The sequence below is a fragment of the Maridesulfovibrio spiralis (SeqCode) genome, from assembly GCF_048571135.1.
Taxonomy (GTDB): Bacteria; Desulfobacterota; Desulfovibrionia; order Desulfovibrionales; family Desulfovibrionaceae; genus Maridesulfovibrio; species Maridesulfovibrio spiralis.
Window position 1 is genome coordinate 1,955,601 of the sequence record NZ_CP182344.1, and the last position, 24,904, is coordinate 1,980,504.

23 protein-coding genes are annotated in these 24,904 nt (G+C 49.0%); 17 read left to right on the forward strand and 6 right to left on the reverse strand.

Features of this window, described 5'->3' with window-relative positions:
- Positions 1-4 precede the first annotated feature (4 nt).
- The 6 genes from ACNI29_RS08790 to ACNI29_RS08815 form a co-directional block, all read right to left on the reverse strand.
- A complete protein-coding gene (locus ACNI29_RS08790) occupies positions 5-454 on the reverse strand; it encodes a hypothetical protein (protein ID WP_419781831.1) in 450 nt (149 codons plus the stop codon).
- Positions 451-1,149, reverse strand: coding sequence for a MotA/TolQ/ExbB proton channel family protein (locus tag ACNI29_RS08795; RefSeq protein ID WP_419781832.1), 699 nt, complete (start codon positions 1,147-1,149; stop codon positions 451-453). Before ACNI29_RS08795 ends, ACNI29_RS08790 begins: the two co-directional genes overlap by 4 nt.
- 1 nt (position 1,150) lies before the next feature.
- The gene (locus tag ACNI29_RS08800) at positions 1,151-1,765 is read right to left on the reverse strand and encodes a hypothetical protein (RefSeq protein ID WP_419781833.1); all 615 of its coding nucleotides are present in this window, start codon (positions 1,763-1,765) and stop codon (positions 1,151-1,153) included.
- A 61-nt stretch (positions 1,766-1,826) separates the two neighbouring features.
- Positions 1,827-3,329, reverse strand: a complete 1,503-nt coding sequence (locus ACNI29_RS08805; RefSeq protein ID WP_419781834.1) for a hypothetical protein — start codon at positions 3,327-3,329, stop codon at positions 1,827-1,829.
- Positions 3,322-4,674 carry a hypothetical protein gene (locus tag ACNI29_RS08810; protein ID WP_419781835.1) on the reverse strand — a complete coding sequence of 451 codons (1,353 nt, stop codon included), beginning with the start codon at positions 4,672-4,674 and terminating at the stop codon, positions 3,322-3,324. Before ACNI29_RS08810 ends, ACNI29_RS08805 begins: the two co-directional genes overlap by 8 nt.
- 283 nt (positions 4,675-4,957) lie before the next feature.
- Positions 4,958-7,234 carry a hypothetical protein gene (locus ACNI29_RS08815; protein ID WP_419781836.1) on the reverse strand — a complete coding sequence of 759 codons (2,277 nt, stop codon included), beginning with the start codon at positions 7,232-7,234 and terminating at the stop codon, positions 4,958-4,960.
- A 442-nt stretch (positions 7,235-7,676) separates the two neighbouring features.
- Between ACNI29_RS08815 and ACNI29_RS08820 the strand changes: the two genes are divergently transcribed.
- From ACNI29_RS08820 to cooS, 17 genes are all read left to right on the forward strand, one after another.
- Positions 7,677-7,982: a hypothetical protein gene (locus ACNI29_RS08820; RefSeq protein ID WP_419781837.1), complete on the forward strand. Its 306-nt coding sequence runs from the start codon at positions 7,677-7,679 to the stop codon at positions 7,980-7,982.
- An 18-nt stretch (positions 7,983-8,000) separates the two neighbouring features.
- On the forward strand, positions 8,001-8,486 hold the full coding sequence (locus ACNI29_RS08825; protein ID WP_419781838.1) for a prepilin-type N-terminal cleavage/methylation domain-containing protein: 486 nt from the start codon (positions 8,001-8,003) through the stop codon (positions 8,484-8,486).
- A complete protein-coding gene (locus ACNI29_RS08830; RefSeq protein ID WP_419781839.1) occupies positions 8,476-8,892 on the forward strand; it encodes a type IV pilus modification PilV family protein in 417 nt (138 codons plus the stop codon). Before ACNI29_RS08825 ends, ACNI29_RS08830 begins: the two co-directional genes overlap by 11 nt.
- Positions 8,889-9,371, forward strand: a complete 483-nt coding sequence (locus ACNI29_RS08835; RefSeq protein WP_419781840.1) for a PDZ domain-containing protein — start codon at positions 8,889-8,891, stop codon at positions 9,369-9,371. The genes ACNI29_RS08830 and ACNI29_RS08835 overlap by 4 nt, the downstream gene beginning before the upstream one ends.
- The gene (gspG, locus tag ACNI29_RS08840; protein ID WP_426803764.1) at positions 9,368-9,796 is read left to right on the forward strand and encodes a type II secretion system major pseudopilin GspG; all 429 of its coding nucleotides are present in this window, start codon (positions 9,368-9,370) and stop codon (positions 9,794-9,796) included. Before ACNI29_RS08835 ends, gspG begins: the two co-directional genes overlap by 4 nt.
- A complete protein-coding gene (locus tag ACNI29_RS08845) occupies positions 9,768-10,367 on the forward strand; it encodes a PilW family protein (protein WP_419781841.1) in 600 nt (199 codons plus the stop codon). Before gspG ends, ACNI29_RS08845 begins: the two co-directional genes overlap by 29 nt.
- Positions 10,368-10,371: 4 nt before the next feature.
- Positions 10,372-11,409 carry a type II secretion system minor pseudopilin gene (locus ACNI29_RS08850; protein ID WP_419781842.1) on the forward strand — a complete coding sequence of 346 codons (1,038 nt, stop codon included), beginning with the start codon at positions 10,372-10,374 and terminating at the stop codon, positions 11,407-11,409.
- 14 nt (positions 11,410-11,423) lie between these two features.
- Positions 11,424-12,767, forward strand: a complete 1,344-nt coding sequence (locus tag ACNI29_RS08855) for a PilN domain-containing protein (protein WP_419781843.1) — start codon at positions 11,424-11,426, stop codon at positions 12,765-12,767.
- Complete coding sequence (locus ACNI29_RS08860) at positions 12,764-14,341, forward strand: ABC transporter substrate-binding protein (protein WP_419781844.1); 1,578 nt, start codon at positions 12,764-12,766, stop codon at positions 14,339-14,341. Before ACNI29_RS08855 ends, ACNI29_RS08860 begins: the two co-directional genes overlap by 4 nt.
- Positions 14,342-14,385: 44 nt before the next feature.
- On the forward strand, positions 14,386-15,234 hold the full coding sequence (locus tag ACNI29_RS08865; protein ID WP_419781845.1) for a PDZ domain-containing protein: 849 nt from the start codon (positions 14,386-14,388) through the stop codon (positions 15,232-15,234).
- A gap of 90 nt (positions 15,235-15,324) precedes the next feature.
- The gene (locus ACNI29_RS08870) at positions 15,325-16,899 is read left to right on the forward strand and encodes a secretin GspD/PilQ domain-containing protein (RefSeq protein ID WP_419781846.1); all 1,575 of its coding nucleotides are present in this window, start codon (positions 15,325-15,327) and stop codon (positions 16,897-16,899) included.
- Between the two features lie 14 nt (positions 16,900-16,913).
- Positions 16,914-18,506 carry a GspE/PulE family protein gene (locus ACNI29_RS08875; protein ID WP_419781847.1) on the forward strand — a complete coding sequence of 531 codons (1,593 nt, stop codon included), beginning with the start codon at positions 16,914-16,916 and terminating at the stop codon, positions 18,504-18,506.
- Between the two features lie 23 nt (positions 18,507-18,529).
- A complete protein-coding gene (locus ACNI29_RS08880; protein ID WP_419781848.1) occupies positions 18,530-19,756 on the forward strand; it encodes a type II secretion system F family protein in 1,227 nt (408 codons plus the stop codon).
- Between the two features lie 91 nt (positions 19,757-19,847).
- Positions 19,848-21,074 carry a protein-tyrosine phosphatase family protein gene (locus ACNI29_RS08885; RefSeq protein ID WP_419781849.1) on the forward strand — a complete coding sequence of 409 codons (1,227 nt, stop codon included), beginning with the start codon at positions 19,848-19,850 and terminating at the stop codon, positions 21,072-21,074.
- A 93-nt stretch (positions 21,075-21,167) separates the two neighbouring features.
- On the forward strand, positions 21,168-21,989 hold the full coding sequence (locus ACNI29_RS08890; protein ID WP_419781850.1) for a DsbA family protein: 822 nt from the start codon (positions 21,168-21,170) through the stop codon (positions 21,987-21,989).
- Between the two features lie 146 nt (positions 21,990-22,135).
- Positions 22,136-22,786, forward strand: a complete 651-nt coding sequence (locus ACNI29_RS08895; protein ID WP_419781851.1) for a Crp/Fnr family transcriptional regulator — start codon at positions 22,136-22,138, stop codon at positions 22,784-22,786.
- Between the two features lie 166 nt (positions 22,787-22,952).
- Complete coding sequence (gene cooS, locus ACNI29_RS08900) at positions 22,953-24,830, forward strand: anaerobic carbon-monoxide dehydrogenase catalytic subunit (protein WP_419781852.1); 1,878 nt, start codon at positions 22,953-22,955, stop codon at positions 24,828-24,830.
- Positions 24,831-24,904: the final 74 nt, after the last annotated feature.

The following is a 24,904-nucleotide window of genomic DNA, read 5'->3' on the forward strand; positions in this document are numbered from 1 at the left end:
AGAGCTAGCCGGGGTTATTGTTTTTCTTTTTGACAGTTGTCCAGACCTCAGCTTCAGGCCAGACCTTTCTGATCATGGAAAGCGCGAGTAGCAGGTCGCCGGTATTGGATTTTTCTGCTGCAACAAAATCAGGTCTAAGTTCGTTGGTCTTCAAGTTCTGCAAGGTTATCAAGAGGCTTGATTCATTGTTAACGCGTTCAACTTTCTTCCATTCCCCTGAAGGTTTTTTTTCCTGAAATAAAATTGAAAACGTATTTGAAGGCTCCGCCACGTATACCCTGTATTCGATTTTTGAGTTCGACGTAGCTGCCAATGCCGAGCTGTCAACGGCCGAGGAAAGTTGCAGCTGGGCATAGTCAGTGTCTGCCTTGGGCATAATCGCAAGAGCTAGAACAAGGATGAAAGCCAGATCAGCAAAAGAAAAAATCCAAACCATGCTTGTTTTGCGTCTCATGACCTATTGCCCCTGTCCAGATTGTTCGGTGCATTGGTCTTTTTATGTTTTTCAGAATTGAGGATTCTCTGGGCGTTGATGATGGATTCTCGAATACAGGTTTCCGCCTTTGAAAAACGGAACATTTTGATCAGTTCAAAAAACACATAAAGGAATAAGGCTGCCACAGTGGTGAGCAGGGCTGTACCCATACCGGAGGATTTGATCCCGGCATCAATGCTTCCATTGCTGGACATAAAAATCATGGTCATCCCGAGGATTGTCCCCAGAAAGCCAAGTGGAGGGAAAATGTTGACCAATGCTTCATAAGGTTCAACCCATTTTCGCTCGAAGTGTGACATCCCGTACTGAAAAATAGCATCGTCTATGAATACCTGCGGCGCACAATTGTCAATGTCAGGAATAGTCTGGACGCTTTGTTCGTTATTGTCCGGTGCAGTGTTTTGAGGCTTTGCACGGACATCACAGCTCAAGGTGGTCCATGAACTGTAGTATGCTTTCTGCACCAGCTCACTCAAGGAATCCTTGTCAGTAATAGAAACTGCAATGTCGTCGACTTTATTTATTGTTTTTGTAGAAAGGCCGACCTTGAACCACAGCCGTATTATAAAAAATAAAACTATTCCCATGGCAGCAAATACACCATAGCGGGTAATTTCAGCCGCTAATCCATTTTCAAGTCCCACAATAGCCATTTTAACTATCCTGTTTGTGAATGTTAAAAATCCGGTCAAACTCTGCAAGGCATTCCCCAAGAGTTGGGTAAGGCAAATTCAGTTGTTTTATATCAATATCCCTTCTATCTCTTGCCAGCTGGTGCAGCAAAGCAACTTCTTTACGGGCCAGCTCTTTTTGGGATTCAGCAAATTGATCGCTTCCGAAGCCAACATCAATGCGAATCTGCACAACCAAGAGCAAAGACTTTATCAGGCGTTCCCGCAATTCGATTTTCTGCAAATCAACTGCAGATTCAAATTCGGCACTGTCAAATAGAAGTCTGTTGAAAATAACGTTATTCTGTTCAATAAGCAATCTGCGATATTTGGTTTTGTCGTGCAAATAAAAATTTTTAGTAACATCCCGTATTGATTGCGCTGTTTCCAGAAACGTATCCAGCCATATTTTATAACCTTCCATAGTGGGGTCACTCATGGGAAGCTGGCGGTTGTTGATCATATCCACAAAACTCATTGGGGCAGTATCCTGCGTAGAGTTTGTGGTTGCATTTTGTGTTGGGATTGGTGGGTTTGTGTTTTTCAGACCGCATCCCGAAATGAGTGTTATTAATATGAAAAGGGCTATGTTCCTCATTTTGAACTCCTTAGGTCAAGATTACAAAGGCAGTTGTCAGCAACAAAGTATTTAAGAAAAACTACACCTGTTTTTTTAGCCAAATCGGTATAATGCGTTTTCTTCCGTAACTACGTTTTGTGTTTGAGTTTTGAGTGTCGCCATTTCTTTTTTCTTTGCACATGTCGCTCCAGTTGAAAATAGGTGAATTTTTACTTAAGGAGCGGCAATAAAACTTTATGATCATGTATGTAATAGAACATGCTATGAATGGACGAAATACATGTTCTATAAAGTCGAGTAGCTCCAGCAATTTGGCAAGGCAGTCTTTGGTTGGCCATTTATCGCAAACATCTGATAGCAGGTTGATTATGTTGTAGTCATGATAGTGTATTGAAAAAAGATAGATAAAGCCGGCGATTGTAGCTGTCCCGCCAACAACAGGGAGGGTCATGAATAAGAAGACTCTACGGCTGCAATGAGCTTTGCATGAATAGGCAAATTTGACTTTTTCGTTTATGTATGCACCAAAAACACTTATCATCATAGTGAATATGATTGTGAACGATATAAATAGTGGGGAAGTAGAAATAAGATTATCTTTTATTTTTGCTAAAGGAGAGAAAAGATAACCAGATATTATTACATTAAATTTTCCTTTATCTCTGATAAATTTAATAAATTTAGTTCCGCTAAAATTGTAGCCATAAAGGTGTACCGGATAATAAACATCTACAATTTTATCCGCTAATGTTGAGTTCCAACTTTTTTTATAATTATATTCACTTTTTCCTTTAGCACCGAAGTTGCCAGTGGAGAATATCTTATTAGCAGAAATTTCTACATTTTCATATTTTACAGTAGAGTTGAGAAAATAGTTTTCTGCATTAATTTTTGTTTTATTATTTAAAATTTCTTTCCCGAGATTTAAAAAACGCTTGCCACTGGTTTTAATTACAAGTGTGCAATTTGATGAGTTGCATTCTTTCTTTCTTTGTTCGCCTGGTTTAAACTCAATGTTTGTTATAAAATTGAATGTTATTTGTGCTCCTTTGTCTTCCGTGGTTTTCGTGTTGCCATTTACAGTTAATTTAAAAATGTCATTTTTGGTCAAGTCATCACAAGCTGAGCTGGCGTTTAAGGAGTTCAAATATCGAACAGGCATACTTGCATTTCTAAACATTTCAATTGTTTCTGATGTAAGGAATTTCTCTATGCCGGGACAATTTTCTTCGGTGTATGTTCTCGGTTTGTATGTCCTGTCCATTACATCTTCAAAATATGCAGCAAAGAAAAAGACCAATCCCAGCGTCAACATAATATAACAGATTAATTGGCCTCCTATAGATACAAGCATTGCAAAGCATTTGTTAATTTTGATTATTTTTTTGTTTTTTTGTGCATTGATGAAATAAAATTTATATAATGAAGTAGTTAATAAAGAAATGAAGATTCCAAAGATATACCAATAACTGAATTTATTTATGAATATAAGTGTAATTACAGATAGCGTTACTATAAAATAGTAAAAATAGCGTTTAAAGTTGGTGGCTATGAATTGAAAGTTGACTTTAATGTTATTCATAGCTGAAATATATTGTGCTTTTAGAGTGTGCAAGGCGCTTATTCATATCTATGAATTCTACTACCACTAGCCCATATGGTATTTTAGGTATGCTGCAACTTACAACTTTGCCATGGGTAGATTTGTACTCTTTACTGTCTATTCTAAAACTAAACCCAGCATTGGGCGCGTTGTTGTGGGTGACAAAACTTTTTATATCAATTCGTTTATCTTGGCAGAATCTAGCTATATATTCGAAAAGTTCCGGTTTGTTGTCGTTATAATTTTCATATTCGACTTTTAACGGAACGCATCTATCAACTTCAGCTGCAAATTGCTTACTGGTCTGATTCTGTTTCTTGATATTTTGTTTCTTGCCGGGGGGATTTGGCTGCCTTTGGCTTTTCGCAGAATTGTTTCTTTCTTGTTTGAAGCCGGATTTTTCAGCTTTGGGTGCTTGGGCTTTTCTTTTTGCATTGTCTGCAATTAATTTTGCATTCTGTTTAGCTAATCTGGCATTCTCTAAGGCTTGTGCTTTTAATTTAGCCAACAACTCAGCTGTCTTTTTTTCTTCAGTTGTTTGTTTGGAGACAGAATGTTTGTTGGTTGTGTTTGAATTAGGTTCGGAATGGGGTTTCGGGGTTCTTTTGGCTATTGCTGTCGGCTTGCGAACAGCTATGCTCTCGCGGACATCCAGCTTCTCATTCAGCGCGTACATCTTCGGAAGTTTTTTGAAGACGTCGTCCCTGATCAATTTTTCGGTCGGGCCGAGTTTCTTGATGGGGAGCTCAAAAAAAGTAACCTTTCCAGATTGTTCGATGACAGAAGCTGCCTCATGAAATTCCCTTGTGCTTGCAGACAGCTCTTCGGTGAAATTTTGGCTGTTGTCTGCACATACAAATGAGTAGAACACTGCAATCTTATCGTAAGCTACATCCACTTCTTCCTTCAGTTTATTCATAAGCCCAATGTAGGTGTGCACTCCCTCCACTTCACCCCGGTTGCCTTCCATCGTTCTTAATACTTTTGCGATGTCTTCTCTGCTTATGGAATCAAGTGGCCGGCAGCCGGGCTTCCAGACGGTTGATCGAATCTGTTTGGCTTTTCCCCGAATTCCGTCCTGATAGCCGTCATTTTTGATGAATTTAATAGTGCAGCCTGCCGTGTTAGATTTTCCGGTATGCATAAATCTATACATGGCGTCTGCAATAGCATCGGCATAGGTTACTGTCCTGCCGCTTGCCTCGACGTAAAACAGGTACTGTTTGCATTGCTGGGCTGAGCTTTTTTCAGCAATGCAAAACGAACTCACTGTAATAATGCATAAAATCAATAGATTTGTGTGGATTTTTCTGACAAAAGGCACAGCTCTCCCCAACTGATTAATCGAACATGCGAAATTAGCATCTTGCCCCGACCCTAGGGAGATACTTCGTATGTTCGATAATATACACTTTATCGCAAGTCAAGATAGAGTGTACGTATTTATGGTGTGTTTGTGTGATTCTGTTTTAGGGGGAGATTAGTTCTGATTCTGCTAGTCAAGTTTCGATTACGTTTCGGCAAGCCATTGAAAAAGCGTGGTTGCAGAGTGTTGTTAACTCCGTAACCACGCTTCATTTTTTAGTTATAGGTTATGAATCGTCGAGCTATTGCTCCGGTCCAAACTTGCGGCAGTGGTCCTGATACTGGATGCACTGTTCATAAGTCTGTAGAGGCACGCCGTCACTAACGGCGGTGGGGTCTTTCTTGGATTTATAGGGCATGCAGTAGTTGAGATCGGCGGATACCGAAGTGTTCTCGGGGCCGAGTTTCTCGACCTTCTCCTGCTGGCAGGTGTACCAGTAGTTGTCTTTCATGCAGTCGAGCAGCGTTGAGTATGATCCGCCTTTTGTCGGCAGGCATTGTTTGCCGTCGAAGGCCCAGTTCTGCTGTTCGTAAGGCTTCTGGCCTTCTGGGCCGGGGCAGAGTGTCAGCTGAATCTTCGCGCCCGGCTTGTTGCAGAGTACAGTGGATGCATCGTCATTGAATTGCCATGCGTAGCCGCCTACTCCGATGTGCTTAAGGTAGGTTACATAGTTGGTGTAGGCGATACTTTTGCCAGCGATTATGTTGGAATTAGTGTAGATACCGATAGTTCCGTCAGGGCCGACAGCGCATTGTGGTCCACCGCAACCGGGGCCGGTGCATGTTGCAGGTTCCGCAGGATCGGTTCCGGCGGCCTTGCCGTTACAGCCGTACCAGTCTGCTATGGTCAGGTCGTTTAATGCCACCGGACTTTCGCTGAGAGTTACAAGCTGGGTGTTCTTGGGGTTCTGTCCACCGGCATTAAGCCACTGCTGTGGAGTTATACAGGCGGCGCGTCCTTCAACCGTGGCGTGGTTGCTGATGTACAGGTTGACTCCACTGCTTAACTGCGGGTTGTTATATGGCTGAACATTATTTCCGCTCGCAGAGATTGTTGTGTTGTCTTCACTGGGACAACCGAACAAATCGGTAACCCCGTTTATTTCAGTTATGTTGCAGTCATGGGCTTTGCCGTCCTGCACTTCCGCATTCATGGGAACACTGAATCCGTTAACCATACTTACGTCATAGTAGTCCGTTGACCCAAGGCAATACTTCAGGTCAGAGGACGGGTTGACCGTGCATTTGGTTTTTCTGTCTTCATCTGTTGTGTAGGTGCAGCCAGCTGAATATTCGAAGATTGTTCCCACGCCTGAACTTGCTGTTCCTGGAACAGCCCCGATTGTGCAGTTCCCGGGCCAGCCGACACCGTCAGGTTCCTGCTGGCAGTTGAGCAATACGCCGATGTTGCCCGAAGCTATACCGCCTTCCGGGACAGGGATATTCATTTGATCGCCTGATGCAAGTTTCTTGCGGAACATGAGAGCTGAGGTTGTGATCTTGGGATTTGCATACATCTTATCCATATTTATTTTTGCCGCTGCCTGCTTCCAAAGATCCAGATTGTACTGTTGATAGGTGCTGTTTGCAGTGGGAGGAGTGAGTACAATATATGCTGCGTCCGCGCAGTTGTTGATGATGGTGATGCGTTCGTCATCCCAGCCGGTGGTCTGGGTGTTGTCGCCGCAGACCAGCGGAGGCGGTGGCGGAGGAGTGTATTTACTGGGCTGGCAGCCGGGACTGAGGACTTTGAGGGGGCCGGTGGTGGAATCGTTTTTCTCAAAGAGCTCAGCGGCTGAACATTTGGGGTCAGGAGATGCAGGGCCGCAATTGTCCGCGTAGACCCAGCCGTCTTCGTTGATGGTGATGGGCGCGGTAAGCTTCTGTTTGATGTAGGTGTTTTCAACGTCGACCTGCCATTTCACGTCCTGCTTCATATAAATGACCATTGGTGACGAGACCTTGTTGTCCACTGAAAATATTTTCTGTGGCTTGGTTCCGTTCATCACGGAATATGTAACCGTATTGATTGCCTTGTTGTATGCCGCAGGGGTGGTTGAATTTCCGCAGGGGCCGAGGTTCATGGTGATTCCGGTATAGCCGTCCTTGGCTACCAGAGAGTAGTAGGGACTGGGGCCGCCATGCGGAACCGCTGCCGGGTTCATTTGGCAACCGGGGGTCAGGTTCGGTCCGCCCGGCGGTACAGGAGTGGGGCTGGGCATGAGTTTGCTTGCCGAGCAGCTGATATCGTTTGATGCCGGACCGCAACCGTTTGCAAACGCCCATTGTGTATCGGTTATATTGACGTATGTGCTAAGTGTTTGATTAAAGTAACTGTTTTCGATGTCTATCTTCCAAGTGCCCTCTTTCATATAGTAGGTGGCTGCCGCAGACGGCGTACTGCCGCTAGTTACGATGAAAGCTTTTATGGGAGATGTTCCATTAACAAGATAGGAGTAGGTAGCTGTGTTGGTCGATGGATTTGTCCCGGGCTGGCAGATTCCCATCGCTATACTCATGCCTGTATATCCGGGAGTGGGATCCATAGAGTAATAGGGATTGCTGTCTGCCCAGACTGAACCAGTAAAGCAAGTGATCACTATCAGTAAAAAGCTTGGTAGAATCATGCGTTTTTTCGCGCCGCAGGTCTTCATGTCCCCCCCTGTTTGTGAGAGTTTTTTGATAAAGATTATTACCAGCATAAAACAATATAGTGTGGTTTGTGTCAAGAGCAAGACGCTTTTTTGTTGCACCGTGCTTCTTTAAATAGAGATTAAATGCGCCAAATAGGGAAAGTAGTTACGAAAACTTAAATGTTTGTAGACAAAAAAATGTTAACATCCTATAAATGGGAATAGGAGTATAAAAAGGAGGCGGATAGTGAGGTTTGTATGTGGATTCAAGTTTCCTGTTACCAGGACTGTTATAAATAGTTTTTTGGTTGCATTGTGCTTGTTGTGTGTGTCTTCGGATACATGTGCTGCTCAATCCGCAGAAGAATCCGTTGGTAATAGTGCAAATGTTGGCGAGTTGCTTGCTCCGTTGCAGACCCTGCATGAGGATATTTCCCGAATTGAGGCCAAGCTGGATGCTTTGATCAATGCCGGATGGGAGTACAAAATTCTTGTTCCCAATGTTCTGGGAAAGTCTAAATTTGATCCTTATGAACCCAACCTTGGACCTTTGGGAGAGCAGGGTTGGGAGCTTGTGACCTATTCACCTGACGTCGGGTATATCCTGAAACGCAGGGTCATGCCCAAGCAATAGGCTCATCGGGAAAGGGATATGAAGCAGCCGTCAAAAGACAGGAGCCATGCGCAGGGTCGGAACGGGTTCACCCTGCTGGAACTCATTGTGGTCATGGTCATCATGTCGATTGTTATGGCTGTGCTCCTCCCGCGTTTAAGCGGGCAGCTTACGGGCAGCAGTCTGCAAGCTGCTGTTTCGGATTTGCGCAGCATCGCTACAGCGGCCCGTTTTCGGGCGGCGGATACCGGCAAAGAGCATGTTGTGGCAATCAACAGCAGGAGCAGGGATTTGAAGTTGCTGAGTGCAGGCAGGGGCAAAATTATAAGCCGAACCCCGTTGGCGGAGAAAGTGAAGGTCGGTTCAATGGTTTTGCTGGGAAAACCTGTTTCCGGATCTGAGATGAAGATCGTCTTTTATCCCCGTGGAACTGCCACTCCCGCAAGGTTGCAGCTGGTTTCCGGCGATCAGGAAAGGTTGAATGTTTTTGTTGCCGGGTCTGACGGAGGAGTGCATGTGCGCTAAGCCTGTCAGTTCCGGTTTTTCGCTGATGGAAGTCATGGTCGCCATGGCGATTCTGTCCATCGGTTTGGTTTCTGTTGCAGGTGTGTACTCACAGGCGGCTTCGTCACTTTCGCAGGTGGAAGGGTATGAGCGTGCTGGCTTGGAAGCCCAGATGCGGCTGGCAGTTTTCCTGAACGCTGCGGATATCAAGGCGGGGACAACCTCAGGAAATTGCGAAACCCTGCCTCGTGGAAGGTGGAAGATAGTCAGTCAAAAAGAGGATGAATATCCCGGTGTGTACCGGGTTAAGGTTACGGTGTTGTTTTTTACTGAAGGCAGGGAACATGAATATGTTCTGGAAACAGCTCAGGTCGACCTGAACCTTCCGGCGGAGAGCAAAACACAGATAAAGGATGCGATGAAATGAACGCGGTTTCTCGATCAGATATGAGCTTCCAAAGGATGTTTTTATTTGTCCTTTTGAGCTTTGTCTTAGCCGGGTGTCAGCTGAATGCTGAGTCCATGGATGTTGGCTATCAGCAATTGCCCCGGCCTCTGCTGGGACTCAAGCTGAAGGTTGTTCAGAAGGAAATGCACGTCATTGAAGAAGAGGTGCTTGAACAGACAAACGAAGATCAGAAGCGAGCCCTGCTGGTGGTGGATTGCAAAAAAGACAGCCCGGCACAAAAGGGGGGGGTGCTTCCCGGAGATATTCTGCTGGAAATTGACGGTGTCTCGGTTCAGGGAATGCGCGATTCAACATTCATCATGCAACGCAAACGTCCGGGCAATAATGTTGCCCTGACTCTTTATCGATTCGGAAAGATAGTAAAATTGGGAATTCATCTGCCTGCTGACGTTCCGGTCACAAAGGCGATTAGCGAACCGTTCGGAGGAGCTTCATGATGCATAAAGGAAAACTGGGTTTTACACTTATTGAGATGCTGGTGGTTATCGTGATCATCGGCGTGCTGGCGGCAATTGTCGCTCCGAGGTTTTTCGGTAAAACCGATGAGGCCAAGGTCGCGGCGGCCAAGGCCCAGATCGAGGACTTTTCCATGGCCCTGCAAAGCTATCAGCTGGACACTGGAGACTTTCCCTCTACACAGCAGGGCTTGGAGGCTTTGGTGAAAAAGCCCTCCACTGCGCCGGTTCCCGAGAACTGGCATGGTCCGTACATGAGCAAGAACATCATCCCCAAGGACCCTTGGAATAATCCGTACGTTTATACTTCTCCCGGTAAGCACAGCCCGGACTTTGACCTGCTCAGCTACGGCAAGGACGGCAAGGCCGGAGGAACCGGTGAAAACGCGGACATCACCAACTATTGATGCCGGCGGGTTTACGCTTCTGGAGCTGTTGGTGGCGATTACCATCGGTTCGGTTGTGCTGACCGCAGTCTATTCGATTTTTGTTACCGCAACCAAGGTTGAGATTAAGGCACAGGCGGTCCTTTCGCCCATGCGTTCAGCTTCTTATGTTTTCAGTATGCTGGGCAGGGATGTGCGCAATCTGGACCCGCAGTGCCGGGACTCGGATGTTACCTGTCAGGACGGAAAATGCCAGTTTCCCATTGTGGATAAAAAAGGGGAGCGGATCTGGGTGCGCTATGTTCTGGAGGATGCAACTCTCTGGCGTGAAGAGCGCAAGGACAAAAAAGGAAAGCCTGAAAAGGGAAAGCCGCTCTCAAAGATGGAGCTTTGTTCCGAACTTGTGGAAGTCCGCTTCCGGCTGACTGCAAGGGGGCATGGCGGCGGCGTTACCGGGGAATTAAATACAGCTACCGGGGCCGGGCCGGGAATGATCGGTCTGGTTTTGGATTTCAAGGAAGGTCCATCGCGCAGGGAAGTATTTCGTTCACAGATATTATTGGAAGTAACACCGCACCGGAAGGCAAGTTAAAAGTATGCTTAAGAATTCAGCCGGACAGATACAGCGATCAGAACAGCAGGGCTTTGCTCTGGTAATTACGCTGTGGGTCATGGCCATTCTCGGTGTTATGGCTGCCTCGTTTTCCTATGAAGCCTTATGCGAAACCAAGGTGGAAAGCTGGAACAGTCAGGACAGCAGGGCATATAATCTGGCGCGCGGCGGTATTCACATGGCGGCGGGGATTATCAGGAAACACGCACGTGACCCCGTGCACAGTATCACGGATACTTGGTTTTCCGGGGATTCCCTTTACAAGGACGTGCAGCTGGAATCGGGCTACTATTCTATTATCCGTCCCGTGTCCGAAGATTCAAAGGATACAAAACAAGACAATGGCTTCGGCAGCCAGCACAAAAGCAATAAGCCGGAACAGCAATACGGTCTGGTGGATGAAGAATCCCGGTTGAACATTAATGTCGCCAGCATGGATCAGTTGCAGGGTTTTCCAAATGTTTCCAATGTGCTGGCTTCAAATATAATTCTTTACCGGACCGATAAGCAGAACAAGGACCCAAAGGCAGCGCCACTGTCAGTCGCCACGGCAAAAGGGCTGGTGAACGGGCCGATCCGCACTGTGGACGAGCTGTTGCAGGTCAAGGGCATGACCCGTGAGATTTTGTATGGTTCTTCTGATGGTAAGGACGGCCATGGCGGTCTTGCGCAGCACCTGACCTGCTTTTCTTCAGGCAAGGTGAATATCAATACTGCCGGGAAAGAGGTGCTCCATGCGGTCGGGTTCACCACCAAACAGGTGCAGGCTCTATTGGCTTACCGCCTAACCGGCTGGAAAGGGTTTGCAACAGTAGATGCCGCGCTGAGTGTTCTTGGTGCTGCCGGACAGAAGTCGCAGGTCTCCAAGGTGCTGGGTGTCCAGTCAAAAAATTTCAGCATGACCTGCTTAGCCGGATTTGCTCCCGGAAAGCCGGTTGAGCGGATTTCCGCCAGAGTCAGTGTGGGCAAGGATCAATTGCGTTTTACCCGCTGGGAATCCGAATCCCTGCCGCGAATATGAACGGGGGCTGTTACATGAAATTTAAGAAGTTGCTTCAGTCCATCCCAGTGCCCGGATTTTTTGGAAAAAAAGTTTCGGCAGCTTTGATTTTTGATGTGCACGGAGACTGCGCAGCTTCTTTTGAATATTCCCATAAGGATCATGTATGGCGGTCTTTTAATGGGCATCCTGAGCCTGGTTCTCCCCGGCCTTGTGTTGCGGTACTTTCCTCTTCCATGCTTGCGCTTTGCCGCACCCATAGTTCAACTAAAGAGCAGAAGGACGCAGCTGCTGATTTGGCTGCGGAAGCCGGACAGCTTTTGTTCCGTTCACCGGAAACCGGAGGCCGCGAGGTCAGATTTTACGGCGCGGGAAAAGGGGTGGGCGGCAGTTTGGGGTGGATACCCAATGATTATCTGCATGAATGCCTGCAAAAAGCCAAAGACATGGGCTTTCAGGTCGTATCCATAATTCTTCCTGAGTTGGATATTCAAACTACCGGGCCGACTCTTTTGGTATCATGTGAGAATGGCGAAACCCGTCTTTGCTGCATCAATAAACATGTTCCCCTAAGCTGGCAGGTGCTGCCGGAAGGCGGTCCGTCGCTTGAAAGCGGGCTGGGGGTACTTCTTGCTGAGCTTGAGGCTGAAGGGAAGATGGGGCTGGAAAAGGTCGTGCTCTGGATTACTCCCGGGAACAACAGGGAGCCGGAAAATCTTATCCGGGCAATAGGGAGTTTGCTGCCCGGAGTGGGGCTGGAAAAGATCAGCACGTATGAAGATTTTCTGGGCGTATTGCGTTTGGGCCGTGTCAAAGGTTCTTTCCATGAAAGTCTGGAGGACTGGGAGCGTATTCCGCTTACGCCCAAAGACTACATCAAGCCGGGGCTGGGACTGGCCGGAGCTGTTGCCGGATGTCTGCTGCTGTTTTTTTCCGTGATTCACTTGAATAAGCAGGATGCTGCGGTCCTCAAGGAAGAAGCGCACAAGATTCTGTTTCTGGCCAAGCGAACTGATCTGGTGACCATGGAGATCCGGGAATATGTCCGCCGCAACAGGACCATTCTTCGATATACGGTTAAAAAGCCTTTTGTCTCCCATGTTTTTCGTGATCTTGGTGATGCTGTCCCGGCTCAGGTTAAGCTAGATACCATGCGCCTTGGGCAGTCCGGCAGACTGACCCTGCAAGGGGAGGCCAAAAGCGAGATCAGCCTGATGTCGCTGCTGGAGAATTTGAGCAGTGCCGATATATTTTCCAACGCGGTTCTTTCTTCCATGAGTAAACTTGATCACGGGCAGGGCTTCCGCTTTGTTGTCGATCTTGATTTCCCGGAGTGGAAGACTTTCTTCAAACCGGAGAAGCAGGAGGGCGCGCAATGAATGCTCTCTTGGCTGCCTGGAATAAACTTGCCCCGCAGGATCGTCGCGCTCTTGGCATCTGTATTGTTTTTCTGTTGATTGTCGGCCTGTACATGGGGGTGCTGGCCCCGTTGGGGAATATGTACGAGAGCACGGTACAGGAACAAGCCGACCTGAAGAATAAGATTCAACTCAATACACCCAAGGCCATGGTCCTGCCGGACCGGGAAGCCAAGTTGCGTCAGGTGAAAGACGAATATGAATCCCTGAAGCGGCAGCTTGATCTCATCGACCGCCGGGACTGGGCTGCTTCCGACATTTACAACGAGATCAGGGATTATGCGTCCATCACCGGGGTCACGATCAAGGAAATCCGGCCCATGACGCATAAGAAGGAAGGATTCCTGCAAAGCCAGCCAATGGAAGTTTCCTTCGCGGGGGCTTTTACTTCCATTGAGAAGTTTATTTATTACCTTGAAACTTCTCCGCAGGTCTTTGTGGTTTCCGAGTTAACATTAACCGGGAAGAGCGGGGACATGCAGGGCGGTCTGGTAGTCAGCAAATACTCCATCCCGGCCAAGGTTGATTCCAATATGCCGGAGAATGCGGCCCGGATAGTTCTTTCCGTCCCGCCGTGGATCGGCTTTGCCCCGTTTGAAATCGCCCGCCACAATGGCTGGCTCCATGCAAACGGCACACGGGTTGAGTGCTATTTTTCCGAGCATGAAAAAACCAACTTCGAGAAGTTGTATGCCGGAGAAATCGACGGTACTGCCACTCATGTTTTAGAGCTTATGCAGCTGCTTACCAAAGGCGTGGACCTGCGCATCGTTGCCCCGCTTGCGAAGTTCAGGTCCGGTGATACTTTGATGGTTGCGGGCAGTTCGCCTATCAAGTCGGTCAAAGATGTGCGCGGGCAGACCGTGTATCTGCAAACCGGAGGAGCCGCCCACTACTTTTTATATGAAGTGCTCAAAAAGAACGGCATGTCGCTTTCAGACGTAAAGGTCAGCGATATGTCCCGTGAGATGGTATCGCAGAGTTTGGAGGCCGGATTGATAGAGGTGGGGGTTACTTTTGAGCCTTATGTCGGGCGGTTGCAGCGGCAGAGAATTGCCAGACCCGTGGCCGGGCCGGAGGATCTGGATAACTGGATGCTCCAATTTCTTGTTCTGCGCGAGGATGCTCTGCCTGGTAGCGCAGAGGCAGTTGAGGCTCTCATTAACGGTTTTTCCCGTGCAGTCCGCTGGTGGCATGATAATCCTGATCAGGCTTTGGCCTTTTTGACTGAAGACAATCCGCAGGGCGTTTCCCGCCGGACAATTGAAGAGATTATGAAGAGTGTTCGTTTCCTCAGCGCGGAAGAGGCACAGGTTTATTTTTGCACTGAGCCGGAATCCGAAAACAAAACCGATGAATATTTTAAAAAGTATGAGGGCTTTTTCAAGCAGGAACTGGGCTACGATGTGGTCGTGCCCAAGGATGATATTATTGACTGGAGATATGCCCGTAAGGTCTTTAATTGCAGCGCGCAGGGCAACTCTACCGGTGAAAATCCCAAACATATGAATGCCACGCACGGGACCGGGGGATAGTTATGGGCTTGGAAAGGTATTTACATAAAAGCACGGCTAACAGCTTGTTCAGGATCGCAATGATCGTCGCGGCCCTGACGGTTGCCGGGGCGGCGATTATTCTTGCCCTGCCCGCTCCGCATCCCAAGGCGGTGAATTATGTGGATGCCACCCGCGAGATTCCTCCGGCTGATCCGCTGGCGTATCCCCACTACTCATTTTTCAGCACCAAGCGTCATCATATCTTCCAGTTCGGACAGCTGAATTTGGTGCACCGGTCCTACCAGAAAAAAACTGATGCCCCGCCTCCGCCTCTTCCTCCGGGACCGGAGATTTCCGGCCTTTCCCTGAAGGCAACCATGCCGGGGGCAGGTAAATCCTATGCAATCATCACCGGAATTAATGGTGGTGCAAGTTCTCTGGTCTCGTTGGGACAGATTGTCCGGCAAAGCATAGTTGTGGAGATAGCATCCGGCTATGTTGTCCTGACCCGCAATGATCAGAATGCCACTCTAAGGATGAACAGCGCGTGGGAAGAACAGGCGGAGATTCTACTGAATGAGTCCGGTATTACTGAAAAAGAGGGGCTGTCTTTTTCTCTTGCCGCGCAGTCAAATGCTGTCGGTACAGGCGGTAATGCAACGCTTGGCGGACTTGGAGTGAACCTGATTCCCCTGTCTGACACAGAACGTAAAGACCTTGGAATTTCTTCCTCCAGCGGTCTCAAAGTGGCCCGGGTGTTGCGCAAGGGGTCCGGACTGCAACCGGGGGATTTGTTGCTGGCGGTTTCTGGAAGGCCGGTCAGTTCTATCGCGCAGGTCAGTGCGGTGCTGAAAAACAAGATTGGCAAGGACGTGTTTCTTACAATCATCCGTAAAGGAAAACCCATGAATGTGGATATCAAGGTCCCCTGACCTGTCCGGCAGGGGAGATAAAACCAAAACACATTCAGGAAAATATTAGGTGAGATTTTTATGATGAGATTCACACAAAGCATACGCTTTTTGGCCATTCTGATAATGGTCTGCTCTTTTTGTATGCCGCTTTCCAGTGGGTTTGGAGGAACTGCCGCAGCAGCTGCCAAGAACAAAATCGAGATCAATTTCAGGCAGACCGACATCATGGCTGTGCTGGAATTCTATTCGCACCTGATGGGCAAGACTTTTATTCCCAACCATCAGCTCACAGGTCCGGTAACGGTAATATCCCCTAGGCCGGTTAGCAGGCTTGAAGCTTTGCGGCTGCTCTATTCTGTTTTGGATATGAAAGGGTATACCCTCGTGCAGCAGGGCGGATATTACAAGGTAGTTTCCAAAAGCGAAGCTGTGCATGAAGGGTTGAATGTGGATAGCATCACTGTCGGCGGCGACCAGATGGTCACGGAAGTGCTTATGCTTGAATATCTCAAGGCGGCTGAGGTAATCGCAGACTTCAAGCAGATATTGTCTCCTGAGGGCTCCATTTTTTCAGGAAAATCCAATAACTACATAGTGTTCACCGATACGGCAGCCAACGTGCAGAAGCTGAAGACATTGATCAGCCACATTGACAAGCCCGGCTCCCTGCCGACTTCCAAGACATATTCGTTGCAATACATTGAGGCCAAAACAGTGGCTCCAATGCTGACTAAACTTTATACCCAGCAGGCAGCGGGCAGCGGGCAGGGCTCAATACAGATTCTGGCCATGGAGGAAACCAACTCGCTTATTGTTCTGGCCCCGGAAAGTGTCCACAAGGATATTGATAAAATCGTGGGTACGCTTGATGTGCGCACCATGCAGGTTTCTATCAAAGCCTATCTTGTGGAAGTTACCCTGACCGATGAAACCAAGCTCGGCTTCGAGTGGATGTTTAATACCAACGCAGACGGTGTAGACCTTAAGGGTGCATTGGATTTCGGGCAGATTTTCGGCACAGCCGGAATTGCCAATGCCGCGCAGGAGGCTCTCAAATTTTCCATTGTTGATTCGGATAATTTTAAAATGATGATGCACTTCTTCGCTTCGGACGATAATGCCCGTGTTGTTTCCGCACCGCATATCGTTGCCCTTGATAACCAGAAGGCAAGTATTTCCGTCGGCACGGAGATTCCTATACTCAAACTGACGCAGACCTCGGTGACTACGCAGCAGAATGTAATCAAAACTTACGACCATCGTAAGTTCGGCATGCAGCTGGATATTACTCCGACCATTGCTGAAAACCGGGATGTGACTCTCAAAATAGACCAGACTCTTTCCAGTTTGCAGACTGACGACACCGACCCGGACAAATGGAAGTCCACCGACCGCGCCGCCTCGACGACCGTACTGGTCAAGGATGCCCAGACACTGGTTATCGGCGGATTGATGAGTGCTAACGATGATCTGAAGAAGAAGGGTGCACCTTACTTGCGTGATACACCGATACTTGGTCCGCTATTCGGTACTCAGTCAGACCAGATGACTAAGTCGGAACTTCTGCTTTTCCTGACTCCATACGTGATTGCCACACCGGACGAGGCTGATGCTATGAGCGGTCTGCGTAAATCAGAAAGCCCAATGGCTGTTGATGAATTCGGCCTGATTTTCGACCTCTAGCCCCGGAAAAAGCTATGCAGGAAAACGAAATAAATCTCCTTCCGGCTACCCCGCACGACTTGTCTTCTCCGGACCGGATCAGGGCATGGTGGCAGCGGCTCCGGGCGGCCGGGGAGTCCGAACAGGACGCTCTCAGAAGCACGGCGGAGTATCTCGGCATGGAATGGATGGAGCTTGATAAAACCTATCTTGCCGAACCGGGGCTGATCCAGCTTGTGCCTGAGGGTTTTGCCAAGAACCACTTACTCCTGCCCCTCTCAAAAGAAGATGGCGGCTGGGTCAGGGTGGCTGTGGCAACACCTTTTATCGGTACTGCCTTATCCGAGATGAAACAGGCTCTGGAGATGAAGGTGCACATGGTTTTCGCTCCGGCGGATAATCTTGTGGATGCTTTGGAGCGGGCTTACTCCGGTGAAGGAATGGAGGGGGTTTTCACAAGTCTGGATGACGACCTGGATTCCTTGGATGACGTGGAGGATCTGCGGGATATGGCACAGGCCGCGCCTGTTATCCGTCTGGTCAACAATTCCTTTCGCGATGCCATTTCTCAAGGGGCATCGGATATCCATATTTCACCCTATGAAGATGGTCTGGAAATCCGTTTCCGGGTTGACGGTATTCTGCACGTAGTCAACACCGTTCCCAGAAAGTATCAGGCCGCAATCATCTCCCGTATCAAGATCATGTCCAATCTGGATATCGCCGAACGGCGCATCCCGCAGGATGGACGCATCCGCCTGAAAATGGAGCAGTCTGATTACGATATCCGTGTGGCCTCCACCCCTACTGTCTTCGGCGAAGGGGTGGTCATGCGTATTCTGGATAAATCTTCCATCAAGGTTGATATTGCGGATGTCGGATTCGAGCCGGAAATGCTGGAGATTTGGAAAACACTGGTCCACAGGCCCCACGGGGCGATTCTGGTGACCGGGCCGACCGGGTCCGGTAAAACCACTACCCTCTATGCCTCGCTGAACTACATCAAGTCCCCGGAACTAAAAATCATCACCACGGAAGACCCTGTGGAATACCAGTTGCGCGGCATTGACCAGATTCAGGTTAATTCCAAAGTGGGGCTGACTTTTGCGGCAGCCCTGAGGTCTATTCTGCGTCAGGACCCGGATATCATCATGGTTGGGGAAATCCGTGACCTTGAAACAGCTGAAATCGCGGTTCAATCCTCGCTGACAGGACACCTTGTCCTTTCCACCCTGCATACCAACGATGCTCCCACTGCTGTCACCCGTCTGGTGGAGATGGGTATAGCTCCATACCTCGTTGCCCCGACCCTTGCGGGGGCAATGGCCCAGCGGCTTCTGCGCAGGCTGTGTTCCAATTGTAAAACTCAGGATGCGGAAGGTAAATGGCAGGCCGTGGGCTGCGAAGTCTGCGACGGTTCCGGGTACAAGGGCAGGGTCGGAATCTTTGAAATTCTGGTCAACACCCCGACCATCCAGGCCCTGATCCAGAATGAGGCCAGTGCGGCTGAAATCGGGGCGCAGGCTCAGAAAGAAGGCATGCGGACCCTGCTTCAGGACGGTCTTGCCAAGGCCGCCAAGGGGCTGACCACGGAAGAGGAAGTCTACCGCATGGCTCAGGATAATTAGGAAAGACAAAACTCGGAGAATACATGGCAACGTTCATTTATACAGCAATCAAAGAAGGGCAGCAGCTTTCCGGTGAAATGGAAGCGGCTGATGCTTCTGCTGTGCAGCGTGAACTTGCCGGGCAGGGAGTGCGGGTTCTCAGGGTTGAGCGCAAGGGCAGTCCTGCTGGTGAAGAACCGAAGGCCAGCCACAAAGGACAGTCTCTTTTCGGAGGCAGGATCAGTTATAAGCAGGTGACATCCTTTACCCGCCAGTTCGCCACCCTGCTTGGCTCCAGTCTTCCGCTTGTGCGGGCCTTGTCCTTTTTGCAGGACCAGAATGCCGGGACCATGCTTGGGGAAGTCATCACCACGATAAATATCCGCGTGCGTGAGGGGATGCCCTTGTCGCGGGCCTTGTCTGAATATCCTAAACATTTTGATACTCTTTACATTTCCCTCGTGGCAGCAGGCGAGGCCGGGGGCATGCTCGATCAGGCCATGGACAGACTGGCCTTCATGCGTGAGGCGCAGGAAGACCTGCGCTCCAAGGTTTCCGGGGCCATGATCTATCCGGTGATCATGCTTGTGGCCATGGTCGGGGCCATCACAACCATGATGCTGCTCGTGGTTCCCAGATTTGCCCAGATGTTTTCGAGCATGGGCCAGAAACTGCCCATTGCCACCCGTATTCTCATCGAAATTTCAGACGTTCTGCAACAGACATGGTGGCTGATGCCACTGACGCTGGCGATCGTCATACCAGCATGGAAAAAGATCGGTTCCACTCCCGCCGGACGGATGCGCATTGATACCGGAAAACTCAAAATTCCGGCCTTCGGTCCTCTGGTTATTCAGGTCAGCATGGCCCGGTGGTGCCGTACTCTAGGAACCCTGATCGGTTCCGGTGTCCCGCTTTTGTCCGCACTGCAATCCAGTGCCGGGGTCACCGGAAATGTTGCCGTATCAAAGGTTGTTGAGCAGGCCACTTCCGAGGTCCGCGAGGGCAGCAAGCTTGCCACTCCGCTCAAGGACAGCGGGGTCATTCCGGCTTACGTTACGGAAATGATTTCCATGGGTGAGGAGTCCGGTTCATTGGATACCATGCTGGGGAAAATTGCTGAACACTACGAGCGTGAGGTGGACCAGTTGGTCAAGAACCTCACTTCCATGCTTGAACCGGTCATGATTCTGGTCATGGGTGCGGTGGTCGGTTTTATTGTTATGGCGATCCTGCTGCCTGTATTTCAGATGCAGCTTATGGCGGGATGATCAACAAAGAGTTTAATTTAGGGAGGAAAGAATGATTTGTGTACAGAAATTTAGGGGTTTATGTCTTGTCTTTTTGTTTTTCTCTGCGCTTATGTTGATTCCCAATGTGCCGCAGGTAGCCGCCGAACATTTCAGGCTTACCCTGCCGGGGAATAAGATTGATAATTTTAATGATTATACAGATGTGACTATCTGGAAGCTGGAGAACGGAAAAATTGATAACAGTACAAAGGAATATTTTGGGGGGAATCAACCCGCATCCGATAACGCTACGAATATGGTTGTCGATGCATCATATCTGATCCAGCTGACAAGCGGGACCATGGGCCAGAATTTCAATTGTACTGTAAATACAAAAAGCGGTTTCACCTGGGATATTGATTCTTCATGCTCAGCACCATACAATGCTCCGGCGTGTCTTGGTTGCCAGTACATTCAGGCTCCTTCCAATGATAATTATTTCCACGCCCTGCCCATCACCCATGTGAACCCCGCAGAGCAGAACTACTGGCAGGCTTACCTGTTGGATAAGAAAGGTAAGAACCTTCTTTTCCGTGGCCCCAACCCAACGTTGGTCAAAGATAATAAAGAATATTTTGATTTTCCGGGTCTCTTGGCGGCCCTCAAAAACCGTTACAAAACACAGGTCGGCGATGGAAAATTCCCGGATAATTTTGTTTTTGTAGATATCAGTCTGATCAATGATGATTTGACCCAGCCGCCTTCAACCGGGAATCCAACCAATGGTTATGTGCTTAATGCAGAGTACAGGTTCTTTGACACCCAAGTAACTAACGCCACTGCAATCCCGCCTAAAAATCAGTATGTTAACGGTACATTTGAAATCCCTGCGGTCAATGCAACCGCTAAGGCGAAAACAGCCAGTGGTGCTCTTTTGTGGTGGGAGATCCAGCCTGTTGAAACTGATTCCGCAACACTGTTAAGCCTCGTTACGAAAATAGGTAATATGCTGGATAGTTCGAATTCTGTGCCTTACCTGATTTATATTCACTGCATTTCCGGTTGTGACCGTACCGGAGATGTATCTATTGCCCATTTGCTTAATTACAGAAAAATGAATCCCGTAGATGCCTACAATTATGGTACAACTGTTTTTGATCCCCAAGGGAATCAACACCGTCTTACTCCGCATGATTCATGGACGGCACCGTTGACCCAATTCTGTGTAAACAGCACGAAATCCGGGGATAATGTCTGCCAGAAAGGATGCGATTTTCCCCTTCCCGCGCAGTTTCCGCCGGAGAAATCCTATCCTTGGGCCAAGGCCAGCTGGGGCTGTGACTTGAACGGGAAATAGTCCGAAATTACCATGCTGTCCGTCATAAGCTGGCGGACAGCATGTCTTAATGGATAGCTTTGAAGTGAATTGAGAAATGATTGAGGTGATTTTATGCTCAAGCGAATTGTTCTGATTCTGTCGGTTGTAGTTCTTTTTTCCGGTTGTGCGAATAAACAGAAATTCAATGCCCAGCTTCGGGAAGCCGTACGTGAAAATCCGCAGATTTTGCTCGATGTGTTGGATGAAAACAGTGAAGCCTTGTTGGCGATACTCGACAGGGGCATCAAAGAACGTGAAGAGCAGAAGCGTCTGGGCGAATTCGAATCGGAGATTAAAAATCCTTTGCAGCCTCGAATCTGGGACGAGCGAATAATGCTGGGCAATGCTGATGCCCCGGTAACCATTGTTGAATATTCAGATTTTCTTTGTCCCTATTGCAGTAAGGGGGCAAGCGTAGTCAGCAGATTGGCAACTGAGCAGCCGGAAAAATACAGGCTTTTCTTCAAACATCTGCCCTTGCACAAGGAATCCCGCGAGTTGGCCCTGTTTTATGAGGCCATAGCCCGGATTGATAAGGAGAAGGCTTACCGGTTCCATAATCTGGCCTTTGCACAGCAGAAGGCTCTTTATGAAGATAAGACCGGGGCCGTGCTGAAAAAGATCATCCAAGAAATAAATATAGACCCTGCAGATCTTCAGGAAAGTATCAATTCCAAGCAAGTGCTCGAATTTCTGGTTGATGATGAACAGGAAGCCAAGAGATTCAAGATTAACGGAACTCCCACATTTCTTGTTAACGGTGTGGCGATACGCGGTTATGTTCCGGTGGATCGTTTCGAAGAAACCGTTGATTTGATCCTCAAGGAAGAAAATAAAAGCAAAGCGGAAACGCAGGACGGCGAAATCTGTGAAGATTGCTTGAACCAGAAGTAGGAGGCTTGAGCTGTGACAATGGGTAACTCCGTCTGCCGGAGGTAAAAGAAGTCAGGCCGGCATAAGGGTCCGGTGGTCTTGATTCGACGGGGTTCCTTCATTGTGATAGTGCTGCAAAAAATACAACCGTAGCCCTGTGAGGGATTATGAAGTTCTCCGGCGTCAATCTTCTTGACGAACTTGCCAAGCCTGATCTTGCCGACTTGCGTGCAATCTTCAATGAACGAAATTACGCCAAGGGAGCGGTCATCTTTGCGCCTGATGAAACAGATTTAGTGTTCGTTGTGGCTAAGGGGCGTGTGCGTATCTATCTTGCATACGAGGATAAGGAATTCACCCTCGGAATCCTCAACCCCGGCGATATTTATTCCACTCATTCAGGCTGTTACATTCAAGGCTTGGATGATGTGACTCTCATGACGACCGGAGTCATGGAAGTCAAAAGGATCATGGATTCGGTTCCGCTTTTTACGCGCACTATGGTCCGGGTGCTGGGGCATATTCTTCAAAACTCATTCTCAATTATCGGCGGACTGGCATTTAAGGATATCTACAACCGCCTCATGGACTACATGCTTGCCGAAGCCCATGATAACGGGGTGGAACAGGAGGGTGGCGGCGTTCTCGTGACCATCAATCTCACTATCGAACAGTTGTCGCAGCTGCTGGGCGCAACCCGCCAGACCGTTTCAACCCTGCTTAACGATATGGTCCGTGCGGGGCTTGTTGAAAAACGCGGGCGCGGACAGTACCTGATTGTCAACATGGATGATCTGGCGCGGGCGGCAGGCCGTTAAGCCTGAGTTTGGATCAGTAAAGTTTTTTTGCATTTTTCTTCTATTTGTCCGCTAGGCGACATACACTGGTAGAATGAAAGTCTACTCTCTGCACTAGAGTAGGGTTTTTATTTTTTAGCTGCGGGTAATGCAATGCCGCTTCCCGCAAACAGGGATAGGAGGAAATATGGCGAAAGAACCGAAACCGATTGATGAACTTACGATTTGGGATGATGCCAAGGCCATGATCAAGAAAGGCCGGGAGGAAGGTATCGAGACTGTGCATGAGCGCATGGCCATGCAGACCCCCCATTGTAAATTCTGCGAACTCGGAACCACCTGCCGTAACTGTACCATGGGTCCCTGCCGCATCAGTGCAAAAATGCCCCGCGGCGTTTGCGGTGCTGACGCTGATGTTGTTGTGGCCCGTAACTTCGGACGTTTTGTTGCCGGCGGGGCGGCAGGCCATTCCGACCATGGCCGTGATCTTATTGAAGTCCTTGAGGCCATCGTGGAAGGCGAAGCGCCGGATTACAAAATTACCGACGAAGCCAAGTTGATCCGTCTGGCGGCTGAAGTAGGCATTGATACCGAAGGCCGTGAGCTTATGGCTGTTGCCGAAGATCTCATGGAATGCTGCTTTGCAGATTTCGGCTCCCGCAAGAAAGAGGTCGCTTTCCTTTCCCGTGTTCCTGAAGTGCGCAGGAAGATATGGGCAAAGCTCGGTATGACTCCCCGTGGCATTGACCGTGAGATTGCGGAGATGATGCACCGCACCCATATGGGCTGCGACAACGATGCGCCCAACACACTTATTCATGCGGCCCGTACAGCTCTGGCTGACGGCTGGGGCGGCTCCATGATCGGTACGGAGCTTTCCGATGTTATTTTCGGTACTCCCACTCCCAAAATGTCCACCGCTAACCTCGGGATTATCAAGGAAAACAAGGTTAACCTGCTGGTACACGGTCATAATCCGGTTGTTTCCGAAATGATTCTGTCTGCGGCCCGTGATCCCGAGCTGGTGGCCCGTGCCAAGGAACTCGGCGCCGAAGGCATCAACGTCGGCGGCCTTTGCTGCACAGGTAACGAACTGCTTATGCGCCAAGGCATTCCCATGGCCGGTAACCACCTGATGACTGAGCTTGCCATCCTGACCGGAGCTGTTGAGGCTATCGTCGTCGATTATCAGTGCATCATGCCTTCTCTGGTCCAGATTTCCGGCTGTTACCATACCAAATTCATCGATACCGCCAACAAGGCCCGCTTTACCGGTGGTATCCATTTCGACTTCCAGCCGCGCACAGCCATGCAGCAGGCCAAAGAGATTGTTTCCATCGCTGTTGAAGCCTATGCCGAACGTGATGCCGGACGAGTCGATATTCCCTGTGAACCGGTTGAAATCATGACCGGTTTTTCCAACGAAGCTGTGATTGAGGCTTTGGGCGGTTCCCTCACTCCTCTTATTGAAGCCATTGCAGCAGGCAAGATTCGCGGCGCTGTTGGTATCGTCGGTTGCAACAACCCCAAAATAAAGCAGGATTCACTGAACGTCGGCCTCGCCAAAGAACTGATCAAACGCGATATTCTGGTGCTGGCGACCGGTTGTGTAACCACTGCTGCCGGTAAGGCCGGGCTGCTTGTACCCGAAGCCATTGAAATGGCCGGTCCCGGACTCAGGGAAGTCTGCGGAGCACTCGGCATCCCGCCTGTTCTGCATTACGGTTCCTGTGTTGATAACTCCCGTATCCTCCAGCTTTGCGCCGCCCTTGCCAACGGGCTTAATGTGGACATCTCCGATCTTCCTGTGGGGGCTTCTTCCCCGGAATGGTATTCTGAGAAGGCTGCCGCTATCGGTTTGTACGCGGTGGCTTCCGGTATCTACACCCACCTTGGACATCCACCGAACATCCTCGGCTCAGAAACCGTGACCAATCTTGCGGTTTCCGGTCTCGAAGATCTGGTGGGCGCAACCTTCTTCATTGAACCCGATCCGGTGAAAACCGCAGAGATGTTTGATGAACGGATCAAGGCGAAGCGTAAAGGGCTTGGTTTATCCGAATAGAGAACTGAAAAGATGCCGGAGAGGGCGAAATGCTTTCTCCGGCTTTTCCGGGAATAGTGAAGCAAGGACGGTGC

Coding starts and splice junctions, on each gene's coding strand:
- ACNI29_RS08805 (WP_419781834.1), bottom strand. CDS start 3,329: ATGAATAACATTAAAGTCAACTTTCAATTCATAGCCACCAACTTTAAA.
- ACNI29_RS08860 (WP_419781844.1), top strand. CDS start 12,764: ATGAATGCTCTCTTGGCTGCCTGGAATAAACTTGCCCCGCAGGATCGT.
- ACNI29_RS08850 (WP_419781842.1), top strand. CDS start 10,372: ATGCTTAAGAATTCAGCCGGACAGATACAGCGATCAGAACAGCAGGGC.
- ACNI29_RS08885 (WP_419781849.1), top strand. CDS start 19,848: ATGTTGATTCCCAATGTGCCGCAGGTAGCCGCCGAACATTTCAGGCTT.
- ACNI29_RS08875 (WP_419781847.1), top strand. CDS start 16,914: ATGCAGGAAAACGAAATAAATCTCCTTCCGGCTACCCCGCACGACTTG.
- ACNI29_RS08855 (WP_419781843.1), top strand. CDS start 11,424: ATGAAATTTAAGAAGTTGCTTCAGTCCATCCCAGTGCCCGGATTTTTT.
- cooS (WP_419781852.1), top strand. CDS start 22,953: ATGGCGAAAGAACCGAAACCGATTGATGAACTTACGATTTGGGATGAT.
- ACNI29_RS08880 (WP_419781848.1), top strand. CDS start 18,530: ATGGCAACGTTCATTTATACAGCAATCAAAGAAGGGCAGCAGCTTTCC.
- ACNI29_RS08890 (WP_419781850.1), top strand. CDS start 21,168: ATGCTCAAGCGAATTGTTCTGATTCTGTCGGTTGTAGTTCTTTTTTCC.
- ACNI29_RS08895 (WP_419781851.1), top strand. CDS start 22,136: ATGAAGTTCTCCGGCGTCAATCTTCTTGACGAACTTGCCAAGCCTGAT.
- ACNI29_RS08835 (WP_419781840.1), top strand. CDS start 8,889: ATGAACGCGGTTTCTCGATCAGATATGAGCTTCCAAAGGATGTTTTTA.
- ACNI29_RS08830 (WP_419781839.1), top strand. CDS start 8,476: ATGTGCGCTAAGCCTGTCAGTTCCGGTTTTTCGCTGATGGAAGTCATG.
- ACNI29_RS08790 (WP_419781831.1), bottom strand. CDS start 454: ATGAGACGCAAAACAAGCATGGTTTGGATTTTTTCTTTTGCTGATCTG.
- ACNI29_RS08795 (WP_419781832.1), bottom strand. CDS start 1,149: ATGGCTATTGTGGGACTTGAAAATGGATTAGCGGCTGAAATTACCCGC.
- gspG (WP_426803764.1), top strand. CDS start 9,368: ATGATGCATAAAGGAAAACTGGGTTTTACACTTATTGAGATGCTGGTG.
- ACNI29_RS08825 (WP_419781838.1), top strand. CDS start 8,001: ATGAAGCAGCCGTCAAAAGACAGGAGCCATGCGCAGGGTCGGAACGGG.
- ACNI29_RS08815 (WP_419781836.1), bottom strand. CDS start 7,234: ATGAGTATAGCGATGGGAATCTGCCAGCCCGGGACAAATCCATCGACC.
- ACNI29_RS08800 (WP_419781833.1), bottom strand. CDS start 1,765: ATGAGGAACATAGCCCTTTTCATATTAATAACACTCATTTCGGGATGC.